The sequence below is a fragment of the Nocardia sp. NPDC051463 genome (assembly GCF_040681975.1).
In the GTDB taxonomy this organism is placed as follows: domain Bacteria; phylum Actinomycetota; class Actinomycetes; order Mycobacteriales; family Mycobacteriaceae; genus Nocardia.
Genome location: NZ_JBFBAB010000010.1, coordinates 62,658 through 88,880, shown reverse-complemented (window position 1 = coordinate 88,880; position 26,223 = coordinate 62,658). Strand labels below are relative to the sequence as shown.

Genomic DNA, 26,223 nt, shown 5'->3' with positions numbered 1-26,223 from the left:
GCCGGGATGCCGGGCTCGGCATCGGCTTTCCTCGGTGCGACCCGCGAGCCGCCGATGTGTAGGCAGCTCGGTTACCTCGGCCCGCAGGTGCGGGTGGGTGACATGCTCACGCTCGGAACACATTCACTGCGCACCCAGGCGTGGGCGCCGAAGGACATGCGTCGCGGCGGCACCATCAACGCCGACGGGTTCGGCGTCGCCTGGTGGCGCGACGATGCCGACGACTCGGTGACGGTCAGCCGCTACCGCAATTCGGCGCCGATCTGGACCGATCCGGCCGTCGAAGAGGTGCTTCCGCAATTGGAATCGTGGGCGGTGCTGGCGGCGGTGCGCTCGGCCACTGTCGGCATGCCGATCGAGCGGAGCGCCTGCGCGCCGTTCACCCACGGCCGCTGGGCCTTCAGTCACAACGGCATGGTGCCCCAGTGGCGGCGGACACTCGCCGCGGTAGCGGCGGAATTCGACAGCACCGCAGCCGAACTCGGTGCCGGGCTATTCGAGCCGACGCGGTTGCTCGAAGCGGAATCGGCCACCGACTCGGCAACGCTGTGGGTGCTACTGCGTGGCCTGCTCGCCACCGGCGCGCCCGACGGCGAGTGGGGGGCCGCGCCCGCGGCGCTGAGCCTGCTGGTCTCCGCCGTGCTCGCCCACGCCCCACGATCGCGGCTGAACTTCCTGCTCGGCGATGGCGCCCAACTGTGGGCGACCACCTGGCATCACTCGCTCTCGGCGCTGGTCACCGATGATTTCGCCATCCTCTCCTCCGAACCGTTCGATGACGACCCCCGCTGGCAGCCGATCCCCGATAGGAGCCTGGTCACCGCGCGTCCCGGCGCGCTGTCGGTCGATCCGCTTCCCACCGCACCCGCGTCGCCCGAGTACGACGCGATACCGAAAGGCACGCCGCAATGACCGGACCGACGCTGGAGATCCACCTATCCGACGACGACCTCACCTCCGCGTTGCGGGCGGATGCCAGGCTCGGGCTCACCACGGACCCGAAGTGGTTGCCACCCAAGTGGTTCTACGACGCCCGCGGCAGCGAGCTGTTCGAGCAGATCACCGAACTACCGGAGTACTACCCGACGCGCACCGAACGCGCACTGCTGCAACGGGTTGTCGGCGAGATCGCGCGCACCGCGCAGGCCGAGGTTCTTGTCGAGTTGGGTGCTGGGTCGGCAGCCAAGACGCGGCTGCTGCTCTCGGCGCTCACCAGCGAGGGTCCATTGAAGACCTATGTCCCGCAGGATGTCTCGTCCTCGGCACTACGGGCCGCCGCCGACGAAATCGCCGCGGAATTCCCCGGCCTGGCCGTCCACGGTGTGGTCAGCGATTTCACCGACACCCTGCACAACCTGCCCGGCGGCGGCCGCCGCATGATCGCCTTCCTCGGCGGCACCATCGGCAATCTCGTCCCTGCCGAACGCGCCGAGTTCCTCGCGAGCATCCACGACGTGCTGGAACCGGGTGAACAACTGCTGCTCGGCGCCGGCCTGGTCATCGACCCCGCCGTCCTCGTCCCCGCCTACGATGACGCCGCGGGCGTCACCGCGGAGTTCAATCGAAATGTTCTGCATGTTCTGAACAACCGGCTCGACGCCGACTTCGAACCTGACAAGTTCGAGCACATCGCCCGCTGGGATGCCGAGAACGAATGGATCGAAATGCGCCTGGCGGCAGGCGAGGACATGACCGTCCGGATCCGTGACCTCGACCTGACCGTCGAATTCACCCGCGGTGAGCAGCTGCGCACCGAAATCTCCGCCAAGTTCCGCGTCTCTGGGCTCGAGGCCGAACTGGCGGCAGCAGGATTCCGCACCGAACACGTCTGGACCGACCAGCAAAACCGCTTCGCGCTGGTACTCGCGGCGCGAACATAACCGGTCGCATTTCGTTCAGGCGAGGTGCAATTCGATTACCCGGGCGACCAGTGCCCGCACATCGATAGCCGGACCGACCAGTCGAAGGCTGCGGTTGGCTTGCAGCGCCGCGATGCCGTGCAGATTGGTCCACAGCGCGATCACCCGTTCCCCCGGCGGACCCGATTCGGTGTCCGCTGGGGTCGCCTCGTGGACGAGGGCGGCGAAGCGCCGCAACAGCGGCAGAGTCGTCGAGCGCAGGTTCTCGCCCGAGCCCTCGAGCAGATCGTGGCGGAACATCAGCGTGAACATCTCGGGCCGCAGTCCCGCGAACTCGACATACGCCGCGCCCATCCGCTCCAGGTGCTCGCGTGCCGTCGCCGCACTCGCCTGCGCCACATCGAACCGCTCGATGAGATCGGCGAAGCCACGGGCGGCGATGGCGGCCAGCAACGCATGGTGGGTGGGGAAGTGCCTGCGCGGCGCACCGTGTGACACCCCCGCCGCCCTGGTGATCGCGCGCAGCCCGAGTTGACCCGCGCCGACTTCCTCCAGCAGCTCGACGCCAGCGCCGACCAGCCGTTCCCGCAGTGACCCGTTTCCGACCATGAGGACATTGTCTCAGCGTCGAGTAGACACTGTCTACTGCCTTGCTGTAGACAGTGTCTACAACAAATTCCTCGGAGGCTCTCGTGTGGTATCGGCTGTTCAAGTACGTATTGCTAGGCCCGCTGCTGCGGTTGCTCGGCACACCTGAAGTGGAAGGGTTGCAGCATGTTCCGCAAGAGGGGCCGGTCATCATCGCGGCCAACCACTTGGCCGTGATCGACTCGCTGTACCTGGCGCTGATCCTGCCGCGGCGAGTCACCTTCCTGGCCAAGCAGGAGTACTTCACCGGCACCGGGTTGAAGGGACGCATCCAACGCTGGTTCTTTACCGCCACCGGCCAGGTGCCGGTGGACCGTACCGGCGGCACCGCGGCCGCGGACGCACTCGCCGCCGCCACGAAGATCCTGGAGTCGGGCGGCGTTTGGGCGATCCACCCGGAAGGCACCCGCTCCCCCGACGGCCGGATCTATCGCGGCCGAACAGGCGCGCTGCGCGTCGCCATGGCGACGGGCGCTCCGGTGATCCCGGTGGTGTTGTCCGGCACCGACGCGGTGAACCCCCGCGGCAGCAGGTTCTTGCGCTTCGCCAAAGTCCGCATCGACGTGGGCGCACCGCGCTACTACCCGCCGGTCGTCCTGCACACCGAAGTTCCCGCCGAGCGCGTTCGTGCCGCGACCGATCTGCTGATGCGTGAGCTCGCCGCGCGGTCGGGCCGCCACTACGTCGACCGCTACGCGACCACCTTCGGCAGCCATAGCTAGCCGGAATTACCAGGACCGATCGGCCGGCGAATCGAAAAGTGGGTTAACGCCGGGCCGAAATGGCGGGATAGTGGAGACAGGCCGGAAAACGGTCTGCAGTGCGCTCGGGCGAGGCGGATCCGGCCACTGTGTTCGTGATGAGGGAGTTGGACGTTGAGCAGGTTCACCGACGAGATGTACGCGACGGCCACAACATCCACGCACGGGCTCGTCACCGGAGAACCCGACGCCCCACGGCGCCAGTCCTGGGGCGAAATCCATCAGATCGCCCGCCGCATGGCGGGTGGACTTGCCGAGGCCGGGATCGGACGCGGCGACGCCGTCGGCGTGCTCGCCGGCCTACCGGTCGATATCGCACCCGCATGCCAGGCCATCTGGATGCGAGGCGCGTCGATCACCATGTTGCATCAGCCGACCCCGCGCACCGATCTGGTGATCTGGGCTCGCGATACCGAGACCGTGCTGACCATGATCGAGGCGCGGGCCGTGGTACTCGGCGCTCCCTTCGAGGCCGCGGAGCCGCTGCTGCGTGAGCGCGGCATCACCGTGGTGCGCATCGATCAGCTGCACAACGGCGAGGACACCGATCCGGTGCCGACCACCGAATCCGATATCGCGTTGCAGCAGTTGACTTCCGGGTCGACCGGATCACCCAAAGCGGTGCAGATCACGCACGGGAACTTCTTCGTCAACGCCTACGCCATGTTCGACCGAGTGAAGTTCCAGCTCGACGACGATGTGATGATCAGCTGGCTGCCCCTGTTCCACGACATGGGCATGGTCGGATTCCTCAGCGTCCCTATGCAGTTCGGCGCCGAGGTGGTGTGTGTGACGCCGCTGGACTTCCTGACGCGCCCCGTGCTGTGGGCGGAGTTGATCGACAAATACCGCGGCACCGTCACGGCGGCACCGAATTTCGCCTACTCCCTGCTGGCCCGCCGATTGCAGCAGGCGGAGGCGGGATCGCTGGATCTCAGCAGCGTCCGCTACATGTGGAATGGTGCGGAGCCGGTCGATCCCGACACCATGGACGCGCTCGCGGCGGCCGGTCAACGCTTCGGGCTCAACCCGATGGCACTGACGCCGGTCTACGGCATGGCCGAAACCACGTTGGCTGTCTCGGTCCCGGACCCGGGCCATGGCCAGGTGCTCGACATTGTCGACGCCGACCTGCTCGAGGCGCTCGGCAAGGCGGTGCCGGTGCACGGGGACCATGCGCACCAGGGCAATGTCCGAAGACTGCCGACGTTGGGCTACCTGGTCGACAACCTGGAAGGCCGCGTAGTCGACGCCGAACGCCAGCCGCTGCCGACCCGATCGGTGGGCGTCATCGAATTGCGCGGCCCGGCGGTCACCGCCGGCTACATCACCGTCAACGGCTTCCGCTCCGCGCAAGACGACGAGGGCTGGCTCGACACCGGCGACATCGGCTACTTCACCGAAGAGGGCCTTGTCGTGGTCTGTGGCCGCATCAAGGACGTCATCATCATGGGCGGTCGCAATATCTACCCCACCGACATCGAGCGCGCCGCGATGCGCGTCACCGGCGTCCGGCCGGGCAACGCGGTCGCCGTCCGGCTCGACGCCGGTGAGAAACGCGAAAGCTTCGCGGTGGTGGTGGAAAGCAACGACCACCAGAACCCCGACGAGGTCAAACGCATCGAACGCGAGATCGTGCACGCGGTCTTCACCGAGGTCGGCGCCCGCCCCCGCACCGTCGCGGTGCTCGGTCCGGGTGCGCTTCCCAAGACCTCCTCGGGCAAACTCCGCCGCGCCGCCACCGCCATCCACCTGCACTGAACATTCGCCCGCACTGCGCGGCGATGAATTCCTGCCACGGCCGTCGTCTGTATCGATGAGCCGACGACAGGAGTTCAGTGATGCCCGAAATCGAGCCTGTCGCCCAACTGGATCAGCGCTTCAGCACCCCCGGCGGCAGCTCGCCGTCGTGGGCCGAGGTCGTCGACGTGCTGAAGAAGTCGGAAATGTTCTGGCTGTCCACCGCGCGGAGCAATGGCCGGCCGCACCTCACCCCGCTGCCCGCGATCTGGCACCGCGGCCGACTGCACATCTGCACCGGAGACAAGGAACAGAAAGCGAAAAACCTATTCGCAGAACCACGGTGCAGCCTCGCGACGGGCACCGATCGTATGAATTCCGGGCTCGATGTGGTGGTCGAGGGCACCGTCGAACGGATCACCGACCAAGCCACCTCGCACGAGCTGGCTGAGCTGTGGAAATCCGAGTTGGCCTGGGACTTCAGCGTGCGGGACGGTGGATTCGACGATGGTGAGGGTCGCGCAGCGCTCAGTGCAGCTGGTTCTGTGCCGTCTCCAACCCGACGCGCAGCAGCAGCTCGACCGCGTCGGCGGTCTGCTCGACGATTACCGGAACTTCCTTGCGCTCGGGGGCCGAGAACGGCTTGAGTACATAGTCCGCGGGATCCTGCCGACCGGGCGGACGGCCGATGCCGAACCGAACCCGCAGGTAGTCCTTCGTGGTCAGGGCGCTGGATACAGAGCGAAGACCGTTGTGGCCGCCCTCGCCGCCACCGCGCTTGAGCCGCACAGCGCCGAAGGGGAGATCGAGCTCGTCGTGGATAACGATCACCTCGGTGAGCGGCACGGAGAAGAAGCGGGCCAGTGCGGCGACCGGGCGACCGGACAGGTTCATGAACGATCGCGGTTTGGCGATCAGCACCTGACGGCCGTCGAGGCGGGCCTGCAGTAGATCCGCGCCCGACTTCTTGTGCACGGCAAAACGGCCACCGACGCGCTCCGCGAGCACGTCGGCGACCATGAAGCCGACATTGTGCCGGGTGCGCTCGTATTCGGGACCTGGATTACCCAGTCCGACGACGAGCGCGGGCCCGGTCGTGGATTCGGTCATGAAGTAACCGACCCGTTGAAAGTTCTTACTCGGCGCTCTCGGCAGCACCCTCGGCGGCGGCCGCAGCGGCTTCCTCGGTCTCCTGCGCGGAGGCCGGGGCGGCGATGATGTTGACGATCAGGGCTTCCGGATCGCCGGCCAGGGTGACGCCGCTCGGCAGCTCGATGCCACCGGCGGTGATCTGGGTGCCCGCCTCGATGCCTTCGATCGACACCTCGATGGACTCGGGGAGCTTGGTGGCGTCGGCCTCGATGGAGAGGGTGGTGCTCTCCTGGGTGATCAGCGTGGCCGAGGCGGCATCGCCGGTCAGCACGATCTGCACATCGGCGGTGACGCGCTCGCCGCGCTTGATGATCAGCAGGTCGGCGTGCTCGATGTAACGGCGAATCGGGTGCACGACAACGGATTTGGTCAGCGCGAGCTGCTTCTTGCCGTCGATGACGAGGTTCAGCAGCGCGTTGGTGCCGTGCTCACGCAGGATGGCGGCGAAGTCGCGTGCGTTGAGCGAAAGGTGCTGCGGGTCGGCGGCGTGGCCGTACAGCACGGCGGGCACGTTGCCGGAACGACGGGTGCGGCGGGCGGCGCCCTTGCCGAACTCCGTACGAACGGCGGCTTCGAGAACATTGGCGTCGGACATGACTGGATCTACTCCCTACGGCTCTTCCGGGCTTGGTCAACAGTGCGCACCAGGGACTGTTTCCGCCCTGGCTCTAAGTTGGTCAACTCGTCGGGCGAAGACCGAACGAGGACGGCCGGAAGCCGAGCCGCGTCGATCACGGTGAGCGCAAAGGTCTGCGGTCACCCTCGCCGAGACAACCCGAACACCATAGCGCAATGGTCATGCGCGAGGTGAATCGGGTGGTTACCGCGCGTCGGGCAATGGTCACACCGGTCGCGTACGCTGGAGCGGTTGCCGATCGGACGTTTGCGAAAGGTTGTTGAAGTTGACCGCCTCCACTGAGGGTGTCGTCGCGCCCACGCCGCGCGGGCTACCCGCCGAGGTTGCCCGACGCCGCACCTTCGCGGTGATCTCCCACCCCGACGCGGGCAAGTCGACGCTCACCGAGGCGCTCGCACTGCACGCCAAGATGATCTCCGAAGCGGGCGCGATCCACGGCAAGGCCGGACGCCGCTCGACCGTCTCGGACTGGATGGAGATGGAGAAAGCCCGCGGCATCTCGGTCTCCTCGACCGCGCTGCAGTTCAATTACCGCGCCGCGGGCTCCGATGTCGACAACGTGATCAACCTGGTCGACACCCCCGGTCACTCGGACTTCTCGGAGGACACCTACCGGGTGCTCACCGCCGTCGACGCCGCGGTCATGCTCATCGACGCCGCGAAGGGACTGGAACCGCAGACGCTGAAGCTCTTCCAGGTGTGCCGCCATCGCGGCATCCCGGTGATCACCGTCATCAACAAGTGGGACCGGCCGGGCCAGGCACCGCTGGAACTGCTCGATGAGATCCACGAACGAATCGGCCTCACGCCGACCCCGCTGTTCCTGCCCGTCGGCATCGCGGGCGACTTCCGCGGACTGCTGCGCCGCGGTCCCGACGGCGCCGCGGTCGAATACATCCACTTCACCCGGACCGCAGGTGGCGCGACCATCGCGCCGGAGGAATCGCTGACGCCGGAATCCGCCGAAGCGCGTGAGGGCGAAGCCTGGACCACCGCCGCCGAGGAAAGCGAATTGCTCTCGGCCACCGGACAGGACCACGATCAGGAACTGTTCCTCGCCGGTCAGACCTCACCGGTCATCTATGCCTCGGCGATGCTGAACTTCGGTGTCCGGCAGCTGCTGGAGGCACTGGTGGCGCTCGCGCCCGCGCCCGGCCCACGCCCCGATGTGGCGGGCACGGCGCGCGACACCACCGACCCGTTCAGTGCGGTCGTGTTCAAGGTGCAGGCGGGCATGGACGCGGCGCACCGCGACCGGCTGGCGTTCATGCGGATCGTCTCGGGTGAGTTCGAGCGCGGCATGGTGGTCACCCACGCGCAGACCGGCAGGCCCTTCGCGACGAAGTACGCGCTGACCGTGTTCGGCCGCGAACGTTCGACCGTCGACACCGCCTACCCCGGCGACGTGGTCGGCTTGGTCAACGCGACCGCGCTGGCGCCGGGACACACGCTGTTCGTGGACAAGAAGGTGGAGTTCCCGCCGATCCCATCGTTCGCGCCGGAACACTTCGCGGTGCTGCGCGCGGAGAGCGCGGGCAAGTACAAGCAGTTCCGCAAGGCCATCGACCAGCTCGACTCCGAGGGCGTGGTTCAGGTGCTGCGCAACGACATCCGCGGCGATGCCTCCCCCGTGCTCGCGGCCGTCGGTCCGATGCAGTTCGAGGTGGTCACCGCCAGGATGATGGCGGAGTTCACTGTGGAGACCAGGATGGAAAACCTGGCCTACACCTTGGCGCGGCGCACCGACGCCGAGTCGGCGCCCGAGCTCAGCCGTCAGCGGGGGGTGGAGGTCTTCACCCGCAGCGACGGCGCGCTGCTCGCCTTGTTCAGCGACAAGTGGCGGCTGCAGTACATCGAGAAGGAACTGCCGAGTCTCACGCTGGAACCGCTGGTGGCCGCCGCCGACTGAGTCACCCGGCGTCCGGCTCCCGCCGTAATGGGGTGGTTGGCTCTCGTTCCACCGAGGCGAAGCTGCCGTCTTCCTGGGCGATGAGACCCCAGCGGCTGGAGGTCAGGCGCAGGCTCGGGAGATCGCTCAGCGAGAGGACCACCTCGTAGGTGCGCTCGTAGCCGGTGTGCGATATCCGCCAGTTGCCATCCCGGCAACGCACGTAGCTGTCGGTGTAGAACGCCGCGCCGCGCAGCAGCATATTGTGCGCCGGGATGAGCACGGTGTCGGCGAGATACCAAGTACCGGTGGCGGTGTCACCATCGACATCGATCTCCGGATGATCGCAACGGTGCTCGGTGATGACGTGCGGACCGAGGGTGTTGCGCATAAAGGCAAGGAAGGCGTCGCGGGACTCGAACTGCAGGTACTCGCTGTAGGTCGCCGTAGCCTCCGGCACCATGGTGTCGGCGAATTCTTCCCACGATTTGGTGTCGAGGGCGCGCAGGTATCGGAACTTCAACCGGCCGATGGCGGACACAGCATCCTGATCCATACCTCAAACAATCCCATTCGAAGCGGCCGTACTGCGGGATTTGCGAGATTTGTATCAGATTGCTATGACCGCGTCGGCCGATTCGGAAGGTCGCGAGTGTCGGGGTCAGCTTCCGATCGTGAAGCAGGTGCGGCAGAAGTCCTCGCCGAACTCGGTCAGCCGCAGACTCTTGCGCACGATCTTCGGTGCCCGGCCCGCTTTCTTCAGCGCCGCCTCGACCTCGGGCTGCACCTCCAGCACCATGTAGCGACTGAGCACCACCGGATCGTCCGAGGTCAGCGTCAGCCCGAGCCGGTTGAGGTTGATCAGATAGGTGCGCGACCGATCGGGGTAGCGGACACCGGCCTGCTCCGGCACCGAGGTCAGATCACCGGTCACCAGCTCCGAGCCGATGCCGAGCGGCCGATTGGTCCGTACATCGACAGAGGGTTGTGGACCGTTCAACGCCATGAAGCGCAGAATGCGCGCCTCGTCCGGAGCCAGCTCGTCGAGAATGCGGTCATAGGCCGGATGGACGTCCTCGGAGAAGTAGACATCCGCCGACCGGGCCAGCAGCGCATCACCGCGGCGGCGCAGGTCCTCGATGGAGGCCGAATGCAGCGGCGCGCCGAGGCCGATCGCCTGCTGCGCGGCCGGGCCATTGGAAGTCGGTACGTAGCTGACGATTTCGCGCACCGAGCCCTCGGTGACGCCGAGCGCGCTGCGCGCGATGGACCGCAGCGCATTGCCGGTCCGCTCGGCGATATCGGCCGAGGACTCACCGTCCAGCGCAGCCTGCGTGATCTCCTTGGTCACCTCATAGGAGGTGTTCACCGCCCACTGACTCCCGCGCACCACAGTGTCCGCCGCCAGCCCTGCTGCCCGGAACACACCGCGGATCAGTCGTGCCTCGTTGCTGATCTGCCGCTGTTCGACATCCGAGCTGCGCTCGACCGCGCGGGAACCGGCCCGGGCCACGTCCTGTCCGGTCCTGTCGTCTGCCACGTCCTACTCCGATGTATTGCCTAGTGAACGAATACGCCCACAGATTATTGCCCGACAGCCTTCCAGGTATGCCCAACTCGCCAGCCGTGTGGCTCGCGCTCACAACTGTGCCGCTCACGACCGGCCCCGCGCCGACGCAAACCCCAAGCACCCGTACCTGTGGCGAGTGGGATGTGGTTGGTCGTCATTGTCTCCGCTGTGGTTGGACAGTACGACATTCTGGACACACACTGTGACTGATGTCTCAGACAATCCGACGTGGCCCGCCACACTCGATGTTGGCCGCATTCCGTACTTCACAGTAGGGTCCAGTCGCCGACAGGGTGCTACTTTGAGTTCCCGGTGAAGCGGCGATCACCGGTTTATCGGCAGGAGGGTGTCGTGTTAGAGAGTGTGTTCCACCCAACCATTGCGCTGGAACTGATTACGATTCCGCTCTTCACCGGCATCATCGGCTACATCACCAACTGGACCGGTGTCCTGATGCTGTTCCGTCCTATCGCCTTTCACGGCATCCGGTTACCTGGGCTGCGCGCGTTATACCCGTACCTACCCAAGCGAATTCAGGTACTGCCGCTGCTGAGCTACGACGGCCGAATCGGCTGGCAGGGCATCGTGCCGTCGCGTGCGGACAAGATGGCGAGCATTGCCGTCGACAAAGGGCTCGCGAAACTGGGTAGCGTCGCCGACTTCTATCGAGAGATTGAGCCCGACGCCCTCGCCGAACATTTGACCACTATCGCGGAAACGCAAATCCACGACATCGTCGAGGAAATCTTGCGCCGCGAACATCCGCAATTCTGGTACAACCTGCCGACCCAGGTGCGCGACATGGTGCACGACCGGGTCCGTCAGCAACTGCCCGAAATCCTGCGCAACCTCACCGACGAACTCGGCGCGAATATCGATCAGCTGCTCGATGTGAAACAGATGGTCATCCGCTACTTCCAGGCCCGGCCGCAGCTGCTCAATCAACTGTTCCAGGTGCTCGGCGCCAAAGAGCTGCGGTTCATGATCAACTTCGGTTTCTACTTCGGCGCGCCGATGGGCGCCGTGCTCGTCGCGATCCTGCATATGACCGGATGGTCCACGCTCGCGGTGCTGCCGATCGGCGGCGTCATCATCGGCTGGGTGGTCAACTGGGTCGGCATCAATATGATCTTCGCGCCCGCCTACCCGAAGTGGTGGTGCCCGTGGCGGCAGGGCCTGCTGATCAAGCGACAGTCCGAAATCACGGCGGGCTATGCGGAATTGGTCTCCAGCCAAGTCATGACCGTCGCGAACATCGGCGATGAACTCCTCAACGGCCCGCGCTCGGACCGCACGATGCAGATGCTGGAGGACACCCTGCGCCCGGCCGCCGACCGGGCGCTCGGACCGGCGAAGTCGGCGGTCAAGTTCGTGCTCGGCAGCCGCGAGTACGACGCGTTGCAGTCGACACTCACCGCGGAGGCCATGAACATCGCCCCGATCGCGTTCGCCGATCCGGAGTTCAACGTTCGGCAGGGCAAGCAGATCAACGAGTACATCGCCAAGCAAATGTCCGCTCTATCGCCCACCGATCTGGTCGACATGCTGCGATCGGCGATCAAACAAGATGAATGGTTGCTTTTCCTCCATGGCGGTGTGCTCGGGCTGTTTGCCGGATACGCTCATATCCTGATCTTCGGGACAGGAGTGGCAACAGCATGGTGGTGAGGGAACCCGGTGGCGACGGCGACGATACGCAGGCCGTCGAGCCTCTGGAGCCGGCCGCGCCGTCGAAGGAGATCGCCCGACGGCCCATCACCGAAATCCAGTTAGCCGACGAATCGCCAACGCGTGGAAGACAATCCGGCGTGCGCAACACGGTGCGCGCGGCGACCGGCGTTGCGCGGGTCGCGGTGACCGCGGCCACCGAGGTCGCCGCGTGGAGCTTCGATACCGCACTCGGTGTCGGCGCGACAGTCGTGCGCGGCAGCGTCGCCGGTGTGCCACCGCGGGAGGTCCTGGCCGAGGCGGAGGCCGAAGTACGCGATGCGGTGCGCCGAGCGCTGCGACTGCCCGCCACGCCGGAGCCGCCCGACCCCACCGCGCTGCCCACCTTGCGCGAACAGGGCGCCGCTCTGCTGCGGCTCTCGGCGAGCACGCAGGGCGAGCACAGCGACAGCCACCCGGCCTTCGCCAGGATGTTGGCGGACCTCACCCCCGACGAGGCGCGCATCCTGCGATTCCTCCACCTCGACGGGCCGCAGCCCTCGATCGATATCCGCACCGGCCGTCCACGTGGCCTCGGCGCCGAACGAATCATGTCCGGCCTCAACCTGATCGGCGAGCACGCGGGGCTGCGCTTCCCGAACCGCATTCAGCAGTACCTGCCCAACCTGCGCAGGCTCGGCCTGATCGAGTTCGTCAAGGAACCGGTCGGCAACCCGAACCGCTACCAGCTTCTCGAAGCACAATCCCCCGTGCGCGAGGTGCTCAAGCGGTCCGGTTTCGGCACCAAGGTGCACTACCGCAGCATCGCACTCACCAGCTTCGGCGCCGACTTCGTCCAGACCTGCCTACCAGTCGTCCAGGACGGCCGCGCCGCCGGCACCAGCTAGTCTACGCTCAGACACCTTCGGCCAGTTCCATCCAACGCTCTTCGGCGGCTTCCTTTTCTGTGACCACCTGCTTGAGTTCCGCGCCGAGCTTCACCAGCTTGTCCGGGTTCGTGGCGGCCTCGGCCAACGCGGCGTGTAGTCGCTGCTCGCGTTCGTCGAACTTCTCGATGGCCCGTTCGAGCTTGGAGAGTTCCTTGCGCGCGGCGCGCGCCGCCGCGGCGTCGGTTACCGGCGCGGACTTCACCTCGGAGGCGCCCGCGCGAATCGCGACATCACCCTGCGCGGCGCGCTTCTTCAGGTACTCGTCGATGCCGCCGGGCAGATTGGTGAGTTTGCCGTCCCCGAACAGCGCCCAGGTGGAATCGCAGATGCGCTCGATCAGGTAACGATCGTGGCTGATGACGACCAGGGTGCCCGCCCAGTTGTCGAGCAGGTCCTCCAACTGCTGCAGGGTGTCGATGTCGAGGTCGTTGGTCGGCTCGTCGAGCAGCAGCACGTTGGGTTCGGCCATCAGGATGCGGGTCAACTGCAGCCTGCGCCGCTCACCACCGGACAGATCCCCGACCGGAGTGCGCTGGCGAGCCGGGGTGAAGCCGAGCCGTTCGGCCAGCTGGCCCGCAGAGATCTCCTTGTCGCCGAGCATGATTCGCTGCGCGACCTGTTGCACGGCTTCCAGCACGCGCATATCGGTCGGCAAATCGTCGAGTTCCTGACGCAGCCAGCCGATCTGCACCGTCTGACCCTGAATGCGCTTGCCCGCGGCCGGTTCGGTGTCCCCGGCCAGGGTACGCAGCAGGGTCGTCTTGCCGGATCCGTTCACGCCGACGAGGCCGACCCGCTCCCCCGGCGCGAGACGCCAGGTCAGGTCGCGCACCAACTCCCGGCCATCCGGGGTAGCGAGGGTGGTGTCTTCCAGCTCGATGACGACCCGCCCGAGACGTTTCCTGGCGAACGCGGCCAGCGAGACGCTGTCGCGCGGCGGCGGCACATCGGCGATCAGCGCCTCGGCCGCCTCCACCCGGTAGCGCGGCTTGGATGTGCGCGCCTTTGCGCCGCGTCGCAGCCAGGCCAGTTCCTTGCGGGCCAGGTTGCTGCGTCGCGCTTCGGAGGCGTCGGCCTGCCGTGCACGCTCGGCGCGGGCGAAGATCCAGTCGCCGTAACCGCCCTCATAGCTTTCGACTTTGCCGCCGACGACCTCCCAGGTATTGGTGGCGACGGTGTCGAGGAACCAGCGATCGTGGGTCACGACCACCAGTGCGCTGCGGCGGTTGAGCAGATGTTCGGCCAGCCACTGCACACCCTCGACGTCGAGGTGGTTGGTCGGCTCGTCGAGCACGAGCAGATCGAGATCGCGGACCAGCGCGGCGGCCAAGGCCACTCGGCGACGCTCGCCACCGGACAGGTTGTCGATCGAGGTCTCCAGGCCGAGCCCGGCGATCCCGATGCCCTCCATCACCGAGCGGATGCGCGGATTTGCGGCCCATTCGTGTTCGGCGACATCGTCGGTCATCGCGTCGTCGGCGAGCCCTGCCAGCACCACAGAACCGACCGTCGCACCAGGTGGCAGCACCCCACGCTGAGTCACGACGGCGATACGCAGACCACCGACTCGGCTCACCCGGCCACTGTCGGGTGGCTCCAGGCCGGTCAGCACCTCCAACAGGGTGGTCTTGCCGCCACCGTTGAGGCCGACGACACCGATCCGCTCGCCCGCGTGCACGCCGAGCGACACGGCGTCCAGGAGCGGGGTGATCCCGAAGCTCTTGGAGACCTGTTCGAGGTTGATCAGGTTGGACATAGATCCTTCCGAGTCATGCGCGGGCGGAGTGCTCGCCCCGGAGCAAGCGTACTGTTCCGACTCTTTGCCTACTCGGGCCATACAAGTTGGCGAGCGACGAGCCCTCCCGTCCATTGGGCACTCACCCGATACCGTCCGGCAAGTCACCGCCGCGAAAATCCGGCCGGCCGAGCGCACTCCTGCCACCGCCACACACGAGTTGCGCAACGAACGGCGTTCGCTTACAGTAATCACAACGAACAACGTTCGTCACGAACAGTGTTAGCTCGAATGGCGCTCTCGAAGTAAGCCGCAGAACGGGAGCCTCACCTCAGTTCGAGGTGCGAGAGGCGGCACGTTTCAACTACCCCTCACCCGGAGGTCCTCATGCATATCGGTCTCGGCCTGCCCATTTCCGATCCCGCCGCCCTGCTCGACTGGGCCCGCCGCGCCGACGCGGGCCCCTTCTCCACACTCGGCCTGCTCGACCGGCTCGTGTACGACAACCCGGAACCCCTTGTCGCACTCGGCATGCTCGCAGGTGCGACCAGCCGCATCAAAGTGCAGACCGAGGTGCTCATCGCACCGCTGCGCGAGCCGACGCTGCTCGCCAAACAGGCCGCCACACTCGACCGCATGTCCGGCGGCCGCCTGGTCCTCGGCCTCGGCGTCGGCGGTCGCGAGGACGATCACATCGCCTCCTGCACCGACATCCGCACCCGCGGCCGCCGCCTGGACGAGCAGCTGGAGGTCATGCGCCGCCTGTGGTCCGGCCAGGCCTACGGCGCCGACTGCGGCCCGGTCGGTCCCGCGCCGCTGCGCCCCGAAGGCCCCGAGGTGCTCTTCGGCGGTTTCCAGCCCGCCGCCATCGACCGCGTCGGCCGCTGGGGCGGTGGTTTCCTCGCCGCCGCGGCGCCGTCCTGGGCTGGTGGCCTCTTCGATATCGCCCGGCGCTCGTGGACCGAGCACGGCCGCGCCGGTGAGCCCCGCATCGTCGCCCAGGTCAATGTCGCACTCGGCGCGCCCGACCTGGTCGAGGAAGCCCGCGCCGCCATGGGCGCCTACTACGAATTCAGTGGCCGCGCCGACTACATGGTCGCTGGAATGCTCACCACACCCGACGAAATCCGTTCCGCCATCAAGCAATTCGACGATCTCGGCGCCGACGAAGTGATGCTCTACTGCTACGGCGGCGACGCCGACCAAGTCGACCGCCTCGCCGACGTCATCGGCTAGTCGCAGCCTCGTCAGCGCTTGCCCTGGCCCTCGCCGCTCAATATGCGAGCGCCGGGGACCGGGCCGCTCGCGGTGCGCACACTACGGCAGACACCCGCGCCAGCGAGTTCGGCGGCGACCGCCACGGCGGATTCCTCACTGTCGCATAGGAAGGCGCAGGTGGGGCCGGAGCCCGAGACCAGACCGGCGAGCGCGCCCGCGGTGACGCCCGCACGCAGGGTGCGGCGCAGCTCGGGTTTCAGCGAAAGCGCAGCGGCTTGCATGTCATTACCGAGCAGTGGCGCAAGCTGGCTCGGGTCGCCGGAGGCCAATGCCTGCATCAGCTGCTGTGGCTCGCCGAGCCGAGGTGGGGCACCCTGCGCACGCAGGCGATCGAGTTCGCCGAATACCGCGGGAGTGGACAGCCCACCCTTGGCGAGCGCGAGCACCCAGTGAAAGGTATTGCGGGACAACACCGGAAGCAGCCGCTCGCCGCGGCCGGTGCCCAGTGCGGTGCCACCGTGCAGCGCGAAGGGGACATCACTGCCCAGTTCGGCTGCGACCGCGGATAGTTCGTCGCGGGTGAGTCCGAGGTCCCATAACTCGTTCAAGCCGACCAACGCGGCCGCGGCGTCCGCGCTACCCCCTGCCATCCCGCCCGCCACCGGAATGCCTTTACTGATGGCGATTTCCACCAACGGGGCCCGGCCGGCCAGGTGCGCGAGCCGGACGGCCGCCTTCCACACCAGGTTGGTGCGGTCGGTCGGTACGTCCGCCGCGCCCTCGCCCGCGACCCGCACCATGAGCGAGTCCGACGGCGAGATCTCTAGATCGTCACTCAGCGATAGCGCTTGGAACACCGTGGTCAGATCGTGATAGCCGTCCGCCCGCAGATCGCCGACGCCGAGATGGAGATTCACCTTGGACGGCGCACGCACGATGACTGGGCTGGGCACAACTGACAACACGGTGGTCAAGCTTAGTGGGCCCAGGCCGACCACGTCCGCCCCGAACCGGCTCCGGGCCCTGCGGAAGCAACGCAGCCGCACAGACGCCGAGCCGAAGGCGACATAGCCGCACATGCACGGGGCCGAGCCGAGGCGAGGCAGCCGCACGTGCACCGAGCCCAGCGGCGAGACAGCCGCCGATCGGGCGCCGACGATAGGCGCCCGACCCGCGATGAGTCATTCGTCAGGTATGCGTCATTCGGTTACAGGAGGGCGCCTCCGGTGGCATCGATCCATTGACCGGTGACCCAGCGCGAGTCGTCCGAGGCGAGGAATGCCACCACATCCGCGATATCGGCGGGCTGCCCGACCCGCTTCAGCGGGGAGTAGTCGGCCACCATCGCCTCGGCCTGGTCGTTGCGCAACCAGGCCGCGTTCATATCGGTGTCGATGATGCCTGGCGCAACGGCGTTCACCGTGATGCCTCGGGCGCCGAGTTGCTTGGCCAGGTTGGCGGTGAAGACGTCGATCGCGCCTTTGCTCATCGTGTAGGCGATCAACTGGGGCATCGCGAAGCCGTGGGTGAGCCCGGTGGAGGTGTTGATGATGCGGCCGCCGTCACGTAGTCGCTCGAGGCCGTGCTTCGTGACGAAGAACGGCGCCTTGGCGTTGACCGCGAACACCCGGTCGAAGGCGGCTTCGTCGGTGTCGCCGATGGAGGTGCGAACATCGCCGACACCCGCATTGTTGACAATGATGTCGACGCCGTCGGCGTACGCGTCGAACGCCGACCACAGTGCCGCGGCGTCGCCGGGCACACCGAGCTCGGCCCGGATCGCAAACGCGCGGCCGCCCGCCGCTTCGATCGCCGCGACAGTCTCCTTCGCCGCCTCTTCATTCCCGTTGTAGTGCACGGCAACCCGCGCACCGTCCCGTCCCAGCCGTTCGGCGATAGCACGGCCGATGCCTCGGCTGCTGCCGGTGACCAGTGCCGTCTTGCCCGTGAGCACACCCATGACGCGGGTTCCCTTCTCTAGCGATCACTACAGAACGGACGCTAACACATTTTCTAGCGATCGCTATAGAATGATTCCCATGAGCGCACCCACCCGGGGCCGACCCCGTTCCTTCGATCGCGATGCGGCACTGGAGCAGGCGTTGCGACTGTTCTGGGCGCGTGGATACGAAGCGACATCGATCGGCGACCTGACCGCCGCGATGGGCATCGGAGCGCCGAGCCTGTACGCCGCCTTCGGCGACAAGGCCAAGCTGTTCGACGAGGTGGTGGCGACCTTCGGCAACCGCTACGGCGGATTCGTCGCGCGCGCGCTCGCCGAAGAACCGACGGCCGAGGCGACGATGCGGCGCATCCTGCGCGAGGCGGCGACGGAATACACCCGCCCCGACTGCCCGCGCGGCTGCCTGGTGATGAGCGCCGGACTGAACACCACCAGCACCGAGATCTCCGAGCTGCTGCGCGGCATGCGCGACCGGAACGTCGGGATCTTCACCGCCCGGGTCCAGGCCGATATCGACGCGGGAATCCTGCCCGCGGACACCGACGCGGCCACGCTCGCCCGCTACATCGGTACGGTTATGCAGGGCATGTCCCAGGCCGCGCGCGACGGTGCGGCGTCGGCTCAGCTCCAGCAAATCGCCGAATGGGCGATGCACGGCTGGCCGGGCGCCGCGCCGGCGAAGACCAGCGCACGGCCGGCATCGGCCGCCCGACGATAGCCGAACCCGCGCCCGAATGCCGATGTTCACCAGCGCGACCCCGAGGCCACCGGAACTATCAGTACGACACAAACGACTACCCGACGACGCCAACCGGCACTTGCCTATCGATCACCACTTGCGCGCAATACCCATGGGGGGTATTTTCATTCACGCCGGGGATACCCCGGGTCCGTATGATCAACCACGAGCGAAGGAGTCGGACATGGCCACCACCACTTACACCGTTACGGGGATGACCTGCGGGCACTGCGTCAGCTCGGTCCGCGAGGAGATCGGCAAACTCGACGGCGTGACCAGCGTCGACGTGGATCTCGCCACCGGCGCGGTCACGGTCGTCAGCGCGACGCCTGTCGCTGATACCGATATCGTCGCCGCCGTGGACGAGGCCGGCTACGAGGTCGCCGTCTGATGCAGGACCGGCTGAAGTTCGCCGCGGTCGGCGGCGGGCTCGTCGCGCTGGTCGGCGTCGCGCTCGGCATCGGCGCCCTGGTGGGCGGACCGACCGAGCAGGCGCCGGACCACAGCGCGATGCCGCACACCGGCCGCCAGGGTGCGGCCACCGGGCTGTCGGATGCGCAGTCCGGTTACGCCATGGCCGATGTGACCGCCCCAGCGGAACCGAACCAGGCCGGTTCACTGCAGTTCCGGATCACCGGGCCCGACGGGGCCCCGGTGACACGATTCACCACCCAGCACGACAAGAAGCTGCATCTGGTCGTCGTCCGATCCGACACCACCGGGTATCGACACGTGCATCCGACCATGGACGACGCGGGCACCTGGTCGATCGAGTGGAGTTGGACTACTCCCGGCACGTATCGCGTATTCGCCGACTTCATCCCGGAAACCAGCGGCGCCGGGCCGGGCGATCTAGTACTCAGCCGGACTGTCGACGTCTCGGGAACAGCCGTGCCGCAACCACTTCCCCCACCGGCGCGGAGCACGACGGTAGACGGATATCAGGTGTCGTTGGCCGGCGATCTCGGTACCGCGGGCAGCGAACTGCGCTTCACCGTCGCGCGCGACGGCGTTCCCGTGCCCGATCTGGAGCCGTATCTCGGCGCATACGCGCACCTGGTCGCCTTACGCGCCGACGACCTCGCCTACCTACATGTACACCCACAGGGCGAGGTCGGCCGCACCCCTGCGGGGCCCGAAGTGTCCTTCCACGCACAGGCCCCGGGCGCGGGCGCGTATCGGCTGTATCTAGACTTCTCACACGGCGGATCGGTCCACACCGCGCAGTTCACCGTCGATGTCGAATCATCCACAGTGCCATCCACATCCGATGATCGCTCGCATCCAGGTGGCGGTCGCTAATGGCCGCCCCCGCCGACCAGCGCTCGATCGAGCTGGAGATCGGCGGGATGACCTGCGCGTCTTGTGCCGCGCGGATCGAGAAGCGGCTCGGAAGAATCGAGGGCGTCACGGCCACCGTCAATTTCGCGACGGAAAAGGCAAAAATTAGTTATCCACAATCCGTTTCGACGGATCGGCTGGTCGAGCAGGTGCACGCCGCGGGGTATACCGCACACGTTCCCGTGCCGCCCACAACAGAAACCGACTGGTCCGATGAAAGGCCCGCCGCGCTCGAGCGACTTCGACAACGACTGTTGATCAGCACCGGACTTGCGCTGCCGGTGGTCGCGATGGCGATGATCCCTACGCTGCAATTCGACAACTGGCAATGGCTTTCACTCGCGCTCGCGGGACCTGTGGTGTTCTGGGGCGGCGCCGATTTCCATCGGGCTGCGCTGAGCAATGCCAGGCACGGCGCGGCGACCATGGACACCCTGATCTCGGTCGGCACCCTCGCCGCCTTCGGCTGGTCGGTGTACGCGCTGTTCTTCGGCCACGCCGGCATGCCCGGCATGAAGCACTCGTTCAGCCTCGGCATCGAGCGGGCCGATGCGGCGTCCAACGTGTACTTCGAGGTCGCCGCCGGGGTGATCGTCTTCATCCTGGCCGGGCGATATCTGGAAACCCGAGCCAAGGATCGGGCGGGCTCTGCGCTGCGAGCGCTGTTCGAGCTCGGGGCAAAGGACGTTTCCGTGCTGCGTGACGGCGTCGAAAACCGAGTTCTGATTTCGGAATTGCACGTCGACGAGCTGTTCCTCGTCCGCCCCGGCGAGAAGGTCGCGACAGACGGTGTAGTGGTCGAAGGAAATTCGGCTCTCGATCTGAGCCTGCTGACCGGGGAATCGCTGCCCGTCGACGTCGGCCGAGGCGATGTCGTGATCGGCGCGACGGTGAACGCGGGCGGACTATTGACCGTGCGCGCCACTCGAATCGGCGCCGATACCCAACTGGCACAGATGGCCGCACTGGTCGAAGAGGCGCAGAACACCAAGGCGCCGGTGCAACGACTTGCCGATCGGGTCGCGAGCATTTTCGTCCCGATCGTCTTCATCATTTCGGCGCTCACGTTGGCAGTGTGGCTCGGCACCGGGGCGACGACAGCAGTGGCGTGCGGCGCGGCCGTGGCGGTGCTGATCATCGCCTGCCCCTGCGCGCTCGGCCTGGCTACGCCCACCGCACTCCTCGTCGGTACCGGGCGCGGTGCGCAACTCGGCATCCTGATCAAGGGCCCGCAGGTGCTGGAATCGACACGGCGGATCGACACGGTCGTCCTCGACAAGACCGGCACAGTGACAACCGGGCAAATGACGTTGGCGGACATCGTCACAGCGAACGGCACCGATGCGGGCATGCTCTCCTCCGGAGACGAGATCGCAACCGAGGGTGGCCCGCTTCCGGGCAGTGGCGTGTCCGCGGACGAGCTGCTGACCATCGCCGCGGCAGTGGAGTACGGGTCCGAGCATCCGGTGGCACAGGCAGTCGTCACTGCCGCGGCCGAACGCGGACTGGCGGTACCGCCTGTACAGCAGTTCAGCAACCATGGCGGCAAGGGTGTGCAGGGCATCGTCGACGGACGTGCGGTGGTGGTCGGCCGCAGCGCCCTACTGCAAGAGTGGTCGATCGCACTGCCCACGCCGCTGGCCGCAGCCAAAGCCGCGGCCGAACGCGCAGGCAATACCGCGATCGCTGTCGCATGGGATGGCGCGGCGCGCGGCGTGCTCGTTGTCGCCGATGCGATCAAACCGACCAGCGTCGAGGCTGTTTCCGAACTACGCCGCCTCGGCATGGCCCCCATACTGCTGACCGGTGACAATGCCGCGGCCGCACGAACCGTCGCCGACCAGGTCGGTATCGGCGAGGTGATCGCCGAAGTACTGCCGAGTGAGAAGCTCGAAGCAATACGGCGACTACAGAATTCGGGCAGAGTCGTGGCGATGGTCGGCGATGGAGTCAACGATGCCGCCGCGCTCGCCGCGGCCGACCTCGGCTTGGCCATGGGCACCGGCACCGACCTCGCCATCGAAGCAGGCGATATCACCCTCGTCCGAGGTGACCTCCGCACCGTCGGCGCGGCCATCCGACTCTCCCGCGCCACCTTGCGCACCATCAAGGGAAACCTGTTCTGGGCCTTCGGATACAACGTGGCCGCCATCCCCCTCGCCGCGGCCGGGCTCCTCAACCCCATGCTCGCAGGCGCCGCTATGGCCCTGTCGAGCGTCTTCGTCGTCAGCAACAGCCTGTGCCTGCGCTCCTTCCGCTGAGCGAGGAGATCATGCTCCGTATCCCCGATCCGACTCCGGCCGGTGCGCCACGACGGATCCAGAGCTCGGCACTACGCGGCCCGCGCACACAGCCGATCACCCGCACCCGCGCTGAAGCAACAACACCTTCCACGCCGCACCGAATACCACCATCCATCGAGGTGAGTCGAATGGCGGCTATCCGTCCCGGCGCGCGACCGCCGTTCGACTCCGCACAGCTATCGGAGCCTCCGGGATCCGGCTTACGCCTGGTTCGCGAGGCGGACGAAGGCCGCGGTGTCGAGGGTTTCGCCGCGTGCGGTGGGGTCGATGCCCGCGGCGACGAGGCGACGTTCGGCCTCGGCGGGTGATCCCGCCCAGCCGGCAAGTGCGGCGCGAAGTGTCTTGCGGCGCTGGGCGAATGCCGCGTCGATCACGGTGAACACGCGGCGGCGGTGTACTTCATCCATCGGCCACGGCGCTTCGCGGTAGCGCTCGACCCGCACCAGACCCGAATCGACGCGCGGCACCGGCCAGAACACCTGGGTACCGACCGCGCCCGCACGGCGCACAGCGCCGAAGAAGCCCGCCTTGACGCTCGGCACGCCATAGGTGCGGTTGCCCGGTTCGGCGGCGAGCCGATCGGCCACCTCCGCCTGCACCATCACCAGTGACGTAGTGATGCTCGGCAATTCGGCGAGCAAGTGCAGCAGCACGGGCACCGCCACGTTGTAGGGCAGATTCGCGACCAGGGCGGTCGGCACCGCGGGCAAATCCTGCGCTCGGATCCGCAGTGCGTCGGCCGCGACGACCTGCAGGTGTCCGGCCAGCTCCGGGGCCCGGTCCGCGACGGTCACCGGCAGGTGCTCGGCGAGCACCGGATCGATCTCGACCGCCACCACCGAAGCCACCACGTCAAGCAACGCCAACGTCAGCGACCCGAGACCAGGCCCGACCTCGAGCACCGTGTCCTCACGCCCGACCCCCGCCGCCGTGACGATGCGCCGCACCGTGTTGGCGTCGTGCACGAAGTTCTGCCCGAGCTGCTTGGTCGGCCGCACACCGAGCCGCTCGGCCAGCGCCCGCACCTCGGCGGGCCCGAGCAGGGCAGCGCTCCCACGAGCGGAAATATCGGGTTCGGACACTGGAAGAACCTATCAACTCGGGCGCCGAGCCGACCTCTTGCCTCGACGCAACCCGGTCCGGGAACGACGTGCTGTCCGCACATCAGCGCGGTGCCTGCATATCAGCGCACCGCCGCGCAACAGGACAGCACCCCCACATCTGCACACCACCCCCTCTGCACACCCCGCATCAGGACACCACCCGCGCATCAGGACACCGCCGGAAAATGGAGCACACCACATCGAGCGGCACCCCGTACCGGCCCCTCTGTGCGCGTCAGCCCGCAATGCAGAGGTCCGCGGCGTCCGGAGGACCTGCCGAAGGCAGCCGGCCCGAAAAGCAGTCCTCGCCACGGCTCGGTGGCATCAGCCCTGGGACGGCACCGCGAAGATACGCGCGAGGAATTCGTCGATCGCGTTGGACATCTGCGGGTTGAGCTGAGTGTGTTTTCCGGTGCCGACCACGGCCTGGAAGTCGACGCGGTTGGCGACGAACTGGGCGACGAGCGCGGCGTGCAGCGGCGAGGGAACGACAGTGTCGGTCGCATTGAGCAGCAACAGGATCGGCGCGTCGTAGCCGCTGGTAGGCACCGTCATATAGGCGTCGAGGGCGGCGCGCATCCGTTCGTCCGACAGCGGACGGGCCATCAATTCACCGACGCCGAGCCCCCGCACGCGCGCGATGATGGTGTCGAGGCATTCGGTGCCGATGTCGTCGAGGACCGACCGGCCGAGTGGGGTCAGGTATCCGTTGACGTCGAGATCGGGACGCGCCTCGCGTAGCCCGGCCAGGATGCTCACATAGAAGCTCAGCACACCTTCGGTGTTCGGAATCGCGGGGATGGCGGGCCCGGCCAGCGGGAGAACCTTTTCGACGTCGGACTCGGGGTCGATCGCGATGGCGCCGCGGAAGTCGAGGTCAGGGGCGTAGCTCGCCTGCAGGTGTCCGGCGCCGAGCGCGGCCTGCCCACCCTGGGAGGCGCCGATGACGCCCCACGTCCGCGATAGTTCGGGCCGGACCGTGCGTGCCGCGCGAACCAGATCGATGGTGGCGGTCGCCTCGGTGCCGATTTCCAGATACGGGTGCGGCCCGGTGTCGAACCGCCCGAGCCCTAGATAGTCGGGCGCCACCACCGCGATACCCCTCCCCACCATGTGCCGCATCATCTGATCTTGTTTGGCCTGACTGCGCTGGAATGGATTGCTGGCGGGATCGGCCTGCCCACCGCAGCCGGCACCGAGCCCCGTCGTGCCGTGATCGAAGGCCATTACCGGCCAACCCCCCGCGGGTGGCGCCCCCGCGGGGACGAAGAGTGCTCCACTGGCCGGTCGCGGCGTGCCGTCGGAACCGCGCATCCAGTACTCGATCACCGACCCACCGGACATCCCGTGCCAACCATCCGCCTGCGCGACCGCGGAAAGCACCTCACCCGGTTCCGATGCGCCGGCAGGCGCACTCGTCACCCCCAGCACAACGCCAGCGGCCGCCACCACCGCAACCGCAGTCCGACCGAACGTCCACGGTAATCGCATCGAACATCTCATCTCGCCAACCCCAACCACCCCAAACTTGGACGAGTGTGCAGTTCAGTGCCCGACCGCCAAGCCTTCGTGGCGAATCCTGAGCAATCTCGTAAAGATACAGAGATCACTCGACAATTCCGCGCACGCAGTGATTACTCGGCGTGCCCTTTCCACTAACCGAACCAAACAATTCAGCGGCATATGGACATCGCACGGGAACACCGAAAACCCGACGACACTCACCCCAGGACCCCGACCGCAACCTCGCGGCATCCAACTCGCGCGGTACGAATACACGCAGCGGCGGGTCAGCCCCCGATACCGAGGCGACTGGTGCACGAGGGCCAGGCACCCCAACCTTGACGGCCACGGGTGACTTCAGCGATAGCGATCTGCTCTTCCCTGGTCGCCATATCGGCCCGCGGCGCATACTTCAGGCCGCCCTGCCTTTCCCAAGTGCTTTGATCGAACTGAATGCCACCGAAATAACCGTTACCGGTATTGATCGCCCAGTTTCCGGTCGATTCGCAACGAGCAAGTGCGTCCCAGATCGCACCGTCGCGCACCGGTGGCACCTCGGTACCCGGTTTGGCGCCCTTGCGGACGGTCTTGGGCTGCGCGGTCACCATGATATTCGAGGCGATCGGCTGCCTGCTCTCTTCTTGGCCGTTCACCATGGTGACCGCGAAGGTGACGTCCTGAACCCCTGGCGCACCCGGCGTCTCCACCACGGTGCGGCTCATGTTCATCGTCGGGTCTTCGATCACGTTCTCCGGCGGATCCAACGGCACTGTCTCCGTGCGGTTTTCGATCCGCTTGCGAGTTACCACGATGCGCAGACCATCGGTCACCGTTGTGGTCGCAGCGGGCTCCACCGAGTCCTGCTGAATCAACGGAATGCCCGCCGCAGTGAGGAAGTCACCGACCGTCGGCGCCGCGAGCCGAACATCGACCGGCTGCCCGAAGCCGTCGAGCAGTGACACCGAGCGTGGGCTGAACACATTCAGCGCCGCACCTTCCAGCGGCAGCTTTTCCTTGCGCGCCGGGGAAACGAAGGTGTCGGCGGGCAGGCGCAGCTGCTCGAGGACATCGCCTGCGGTCAATCCCGTGGACCACACTTTTTGCGGTTTGCCGTCCACCGACAGCGTGACTTCCCGCGCCCGGTTCAACCTGATCGTCGCGCCATCGGCAACGGTCGCCGACCGCGCGGGCTGGACGAGGTCCCGATCGTCCACATCGAATCCGGCGGCCTTCAGCACACCGCCGACATTGCGCGACATGGTGTCCTGCGTCCATATTTGACCGTCGACGACAACCGTCACCGTCTTACGGTTCACGATCGCCATCGCGGCGCCGACGATCAGCGTCACGAGCAGTGCCGCCACCGCCGCGTGCAGCATCGGCGAGCGAGACTCGTTGATCCTCGTGAATGGAGACATGGTCACAGTACGATAACGAAGCGGTCAGGGGTCGACAACCGGGGATTG

At 66.8% G+C, this 26,223-nt stretch carries 24 protein-coding genes; 13 read left to right on the top strand and 11 right to left on the bottom strand.

Translation table 11 applies throughout. The annotated features are described in order from the left end of the window. Positions 1–54: 54 nt before the first annotated feature. Positions 55–912, top strand: a complete 858-nt coding sequence (egtC, locus tag AB0M74_RS16005; protein WP_366527097.1) for an ergothioneine biosynthesis protein EgtC — start codon at positions 55–57, stop codon at positions 910–912. After that, a complete protein-coding gene (egtD, locus tag AB0M74_RS16000; RefSeq protein WP_366526992.1) occupies positions 909–1,880 on the top strand; it encodes an L-histidine N(alpha)-methyltransferase in 972 nt (323 codons plus the stop codon). The genes egtC and egtD overlap by 4 nt, the downstream gene beginning before the upstream one ends. Before the next feature lie 15 nt (positions 1,881–1,895). Here egtD and AB0M74_RS15995 read toward each other — a convergent pair whose 3' ends face one another. Then, positions 1,896–2,468 (bottom strand): WHG domain-containing protein, encoded by a 573-nt coding sequence (locus tag AB0M74_RS15995; protein ID WP_366526991.1) that lies wholly within the window; start codon positions 2,466–2,468, stop codon positions 1,896–1,898. An 83-nt stretch (positions 2,469–2,551) separates the two neighbouring features. Between AB0M74_RS15995 and AB0M74_RS15990 the strand changes: the two genes are divergently transcribed. From AB0M74_RS15990 to AB0M74_RS15980, 3 genes are all read left to right on the top strand, one after another. Continuing rightward, the gene (locus AB0M74_RS15990) at positions 2,552–3,229 is read left to right on the top strand and encodes a lysophospholipid acyltransferase family protein (protein WP_366527096.1); all 678 of its coding nucleotides are present in this window, start codon (positions 2,552–2,554) and stop codon (positions 3,227–3,229) included. A gap of 153 nt (positions 3,230–3,382) precedes the next feature. Next, a complete protein-coding gene (locus tag AB0M74_RS15985) occupies positions 3,383–5,029 on the top strand; it encodes a fatty acyl-AMP ligase (RefSeq protein WP_366526990.1) in 1,647 nt (548 codons plus the stop codon). Between the two features lie 80 nt (positions 5,030–5,109). Next, the gene (locus AB0M74_RS15980) at positions 5,110–5,655 is read left to right on the top strand and encodes a pyridoxamine 5'-phosphate oxidase family protein (protein ID WP_366526989.1); all 546 of its coding nucleotides are present in this window, start codon (positions 5,110–5,112) and stop codon (positions 5,653–5,655) included. Here AB0M74_RS15980 and pth read toward each other — a convergent pair. Next, positions 5,537–6,118 carry an aminoacyl-tRNA hydrolase gene (gene pth, locus AB0M74_RS15975; protein ID WP_366526988.1) on the bottom strand — a complete coding sequence of 194 codons (582 nt, stop codon included), beginning with the start codon at positions 6,116–6,118 and terminating at the stop codon, positions 5,537–5,539. The two genes, AB0M74_RS15980 and pth, sit on opposite strands and share 119 nt — an antisense overlap. Positions 6,119–6,143: 25 nt before the next feature. Continuing rightward, on the bottom strand, positions 6,144–6,755 hold the full coding sequence (locus AB0M74_RS15970) for a 50S ribosomal protein L25/general stress protein Ctc (protein WP_366526987.1): 612 nt from the start codon (positions 6,753–6,755) through the stop codon (positions 6,144–6,146). Positions 6,756–7,062: 307 nt separating this feature from the next. On the opposite strand from AB0M74_RS15970, the gene AB0M74_RS15965 reads away from it, so the two are divergent. Beyond that, complete coding sequence (locus AB0M74_RS15965; protein ID WP_366526986.1) at positions 7,063–8,706, top strand: peptide chain release factor 3; 1,644 nt, start codon at positions 7,063–7,065, stop codon at positions 8,704–8,706. A 1-nt stretch (position 8,707) separates the two neighbouring features. Here AB0M74_RS15965 and AB0M74_RS15960 read toward each other — a convergent pair whose 3' ends face one another. Then, positions 8,708–9,241: a nuclear transport factor 2 family protein gene (locus tag AB0M74_RS15960; RefSeq protein WP_366526985.1), complete on the bottom strand. Its 534-nt coding sequence runs from the start codon at positions 9,239–9,241 to the stop codon at positions 8,708–8,710. A gap of 105 nt (positions 9,242–9,346) precedes the next feature. Then, positions 9,347–10,225, bottom strand: coding sequence for an Abi-alpha family protein (locus tag AB0M74_RS15955; protein WP_366526984.1), 879 nt, complete (start codon positions 10,223–10,225; stop codon positions 9,347–9,349). Between the two features lie 381 nt (positions 10,226–10,606). Between AB0M74_RS15955 and AB0M74_RS15950 the strand changes: the two genes are divergently transcribed. Beyond that, positions 10,607–11,923 carry a hypothetical protein gene (locus tag AB0M74_RS15950; protein WP_366526983.1) on the top strand — a complete coding sequence of 439 codons (1,317 nt, stop codon included), beginning with the start codon at positions 10,607–10,609 and terminating at the stop codon, positions 11,921–11,923. After that, a complete protein-coding gene (locus AB0M74_RS15945; protein ID WP_366526982.1) occupies positions 11,914–12,810 on the top strand; it encodes an Abi-alpha family protein in 897 nt (298 codons plus the stop codon). The genes AB0M74_RS15950 and AB0M74_RS15945 overlap by 10 nt, the downstream gene beginning before the upstream one ends. Before the next feature lie 7 nt (positions 12,811–12,817). On the opposite strand, the gene AB0M74_RS15940 is transcribed toward AB0M74_RS15945, so the two are convergent. Continuing rightward, positions 12,818–14,608: an ABC-F family ATP-binding cassette domain-containing protein gene (locus AB0M74_RS15940; RefSeq protein WP_366526981.1), complete on the bottom strand. Its 1,791-nt coding sequence runs from the start codon at positions 14,606–14,608 to the stop codon at positions 12,818–12,820. A gap of 366 nt (positions 14,609–14,974) precedes the next feature. Here AB0M74_RS15940 and AB0M74_RS15935 point away from each other — a divergent pair, with 366 nt between their 5' ends. Then, entirely contained in the window at positions 14,975–15,823 is an 849-nt protein-coding gene (locus tag AB0M74_RS15935; RefSeq protein ID WP_366526980.1) for an LLM class flavin-dependent oxidoreductase, read from the top strand. 11 nt (positions 15,824–15,834) lie between these two features. Here AB0M74_RS15935 and AB0M74_RS15930 read toward each other — a convergent pair whose 3' ends face one another. Further along, the gene (locus tag AB0M74_RS15930; RefSeq protein WP_366526979.1) at positions 15,835–16,770 is read right to left on the bottom strand and encodes a 4-(cytidine 5'-diphospho)-2-C-methyl-D-erythritol kinase; all 936 of its coding nucleotides are present in this window, start codon (positions 16,768–16,770) and stop codon (positions 15,835–15,837) included. A gap of 242 nt (positions 16,771–17,012) precedes the next feature. Continuing rightward, positions 17,013–17,765, bottom strand: coding sequence for an SDR family oxidoreductase (locus AB0M74_RS15925; RefSeq protein WP_366526978.1), 753 nt, complete (start codon positions 17,763–17,765; stop codon positions 17,013–17,015). A 79-nt stretch (positions 17,766–17,844) separates the two neighbouring features. Here AB0M74_RS15925 and AB0M74_RS15920 point away from each other — a divergent pair, with 79 nt between their 5' ends. The 4 genes from AB0M74_RS15920 (at position 17,845) to AB0M74_RS15905 (ending at position 22,109) form a co-directional block, all read left to right on the top strand. Beyond that, positions 17,845–18,486 carry a TetR/AcrR family transcriptional regulator gene (locus AB0M74_RS15920; protein WP_366526977.1) on the top strand — a complete coding sequence of 214 codons (642 nt, stop codon included), beginning with the start codon at positions 17,845–17,847 and terminating at the stop codon, positions 18,484–18,486. Between the two features lie 205 nt (positions 18,487–18,691). Then, positions 18,692–18,898, top strand: a complete 207-nt coding sequence (locus AB0M74_RS15915) for a copper ion binding protein (RefSeq protein WP_366526976.1) — start codon at positions 18,692–18,694, stop codon at positions 18,896–18,898. Continuing rightward, positions 18,898–19,809 carry a hypothetical protein gene (locus AB0M74_RS15910; RefSeq protein ID WP_366526975.1) on the top strand — a complete coding sequence of 304 codons (912 nt, stop codon included), beginning with the start codon at positions 18,898–18,900 and terminating at the stop codon, positions 19,807–19,809. Before AB0M74_RS15915 ends, AB0M74_RS15910 begins: the two co-directional genes overlap by 1 nt. Beyond that, positions 19,809–22,109 (top strand): heavy metal translocating P-type ATPase, encoded by a 2,301-nt coding sequence (locus AB0M74_RS15905; protein WP_366526974.1) that lies wholly within the window; start codon positions 19,809–19,811, stop codon positions 22,107–22,109. Before AB0M74_RS15910 ends, AB0M74_RS15905 begins: the two co-directional genes overlap by 1 nt. A 242-nt stretch (positions 22,110–22,351) precedes the next feature. On the opposite strand, the gene rsmA is transcribed toward AB0M74_RS15905, so the two are convergent. The 3 genes from rsmA to AB0M74_RS15890 form a co-directional block, all read right to left on the bottom strand. Next, positions 22,352–23,233 carry a 16S rRNA (adenine(1518)-N(6)/adenine(1519)-N(6))-dimethyltransferase RsmA gene (gene rsmA, locus AB0M74_RS15900; protein WP_366526973.1) on the bottom strand — a complete coding sequence of 294 codons (882 nt, stop codon included), beginning with the start codon at positions 23,231–23,233 and terminating at the stop codon, positions 22,352–22,354. Positions 23,234–23,578: 345 nt separating this feature from the next. Next, positions 23,579–24,745, bottom strand: coding sequence for a lipase family protein (locus tag AB0M74_RS15895; protein ID WP_366526972.1), 1,167 nt, complete (start codon positions 24,743–24,745; stop codon positions 23,579–23,581). A 299-nt stretch (positions 24,746–25,044) separates the two neighbouring features. Continuing rightward, positions 25,045–26,175, bottom strand: coding sequence for a transglycosylase family protein (locus AB0M74_RS15890; RefSeq protein ID WP_366526971.1), 1,131 nt, complete (start codon positions 26,173–26,175; stop codon positions 25,045–25,047). Positions 26,176–26,223: the final 48 nt, after the last annotated feature.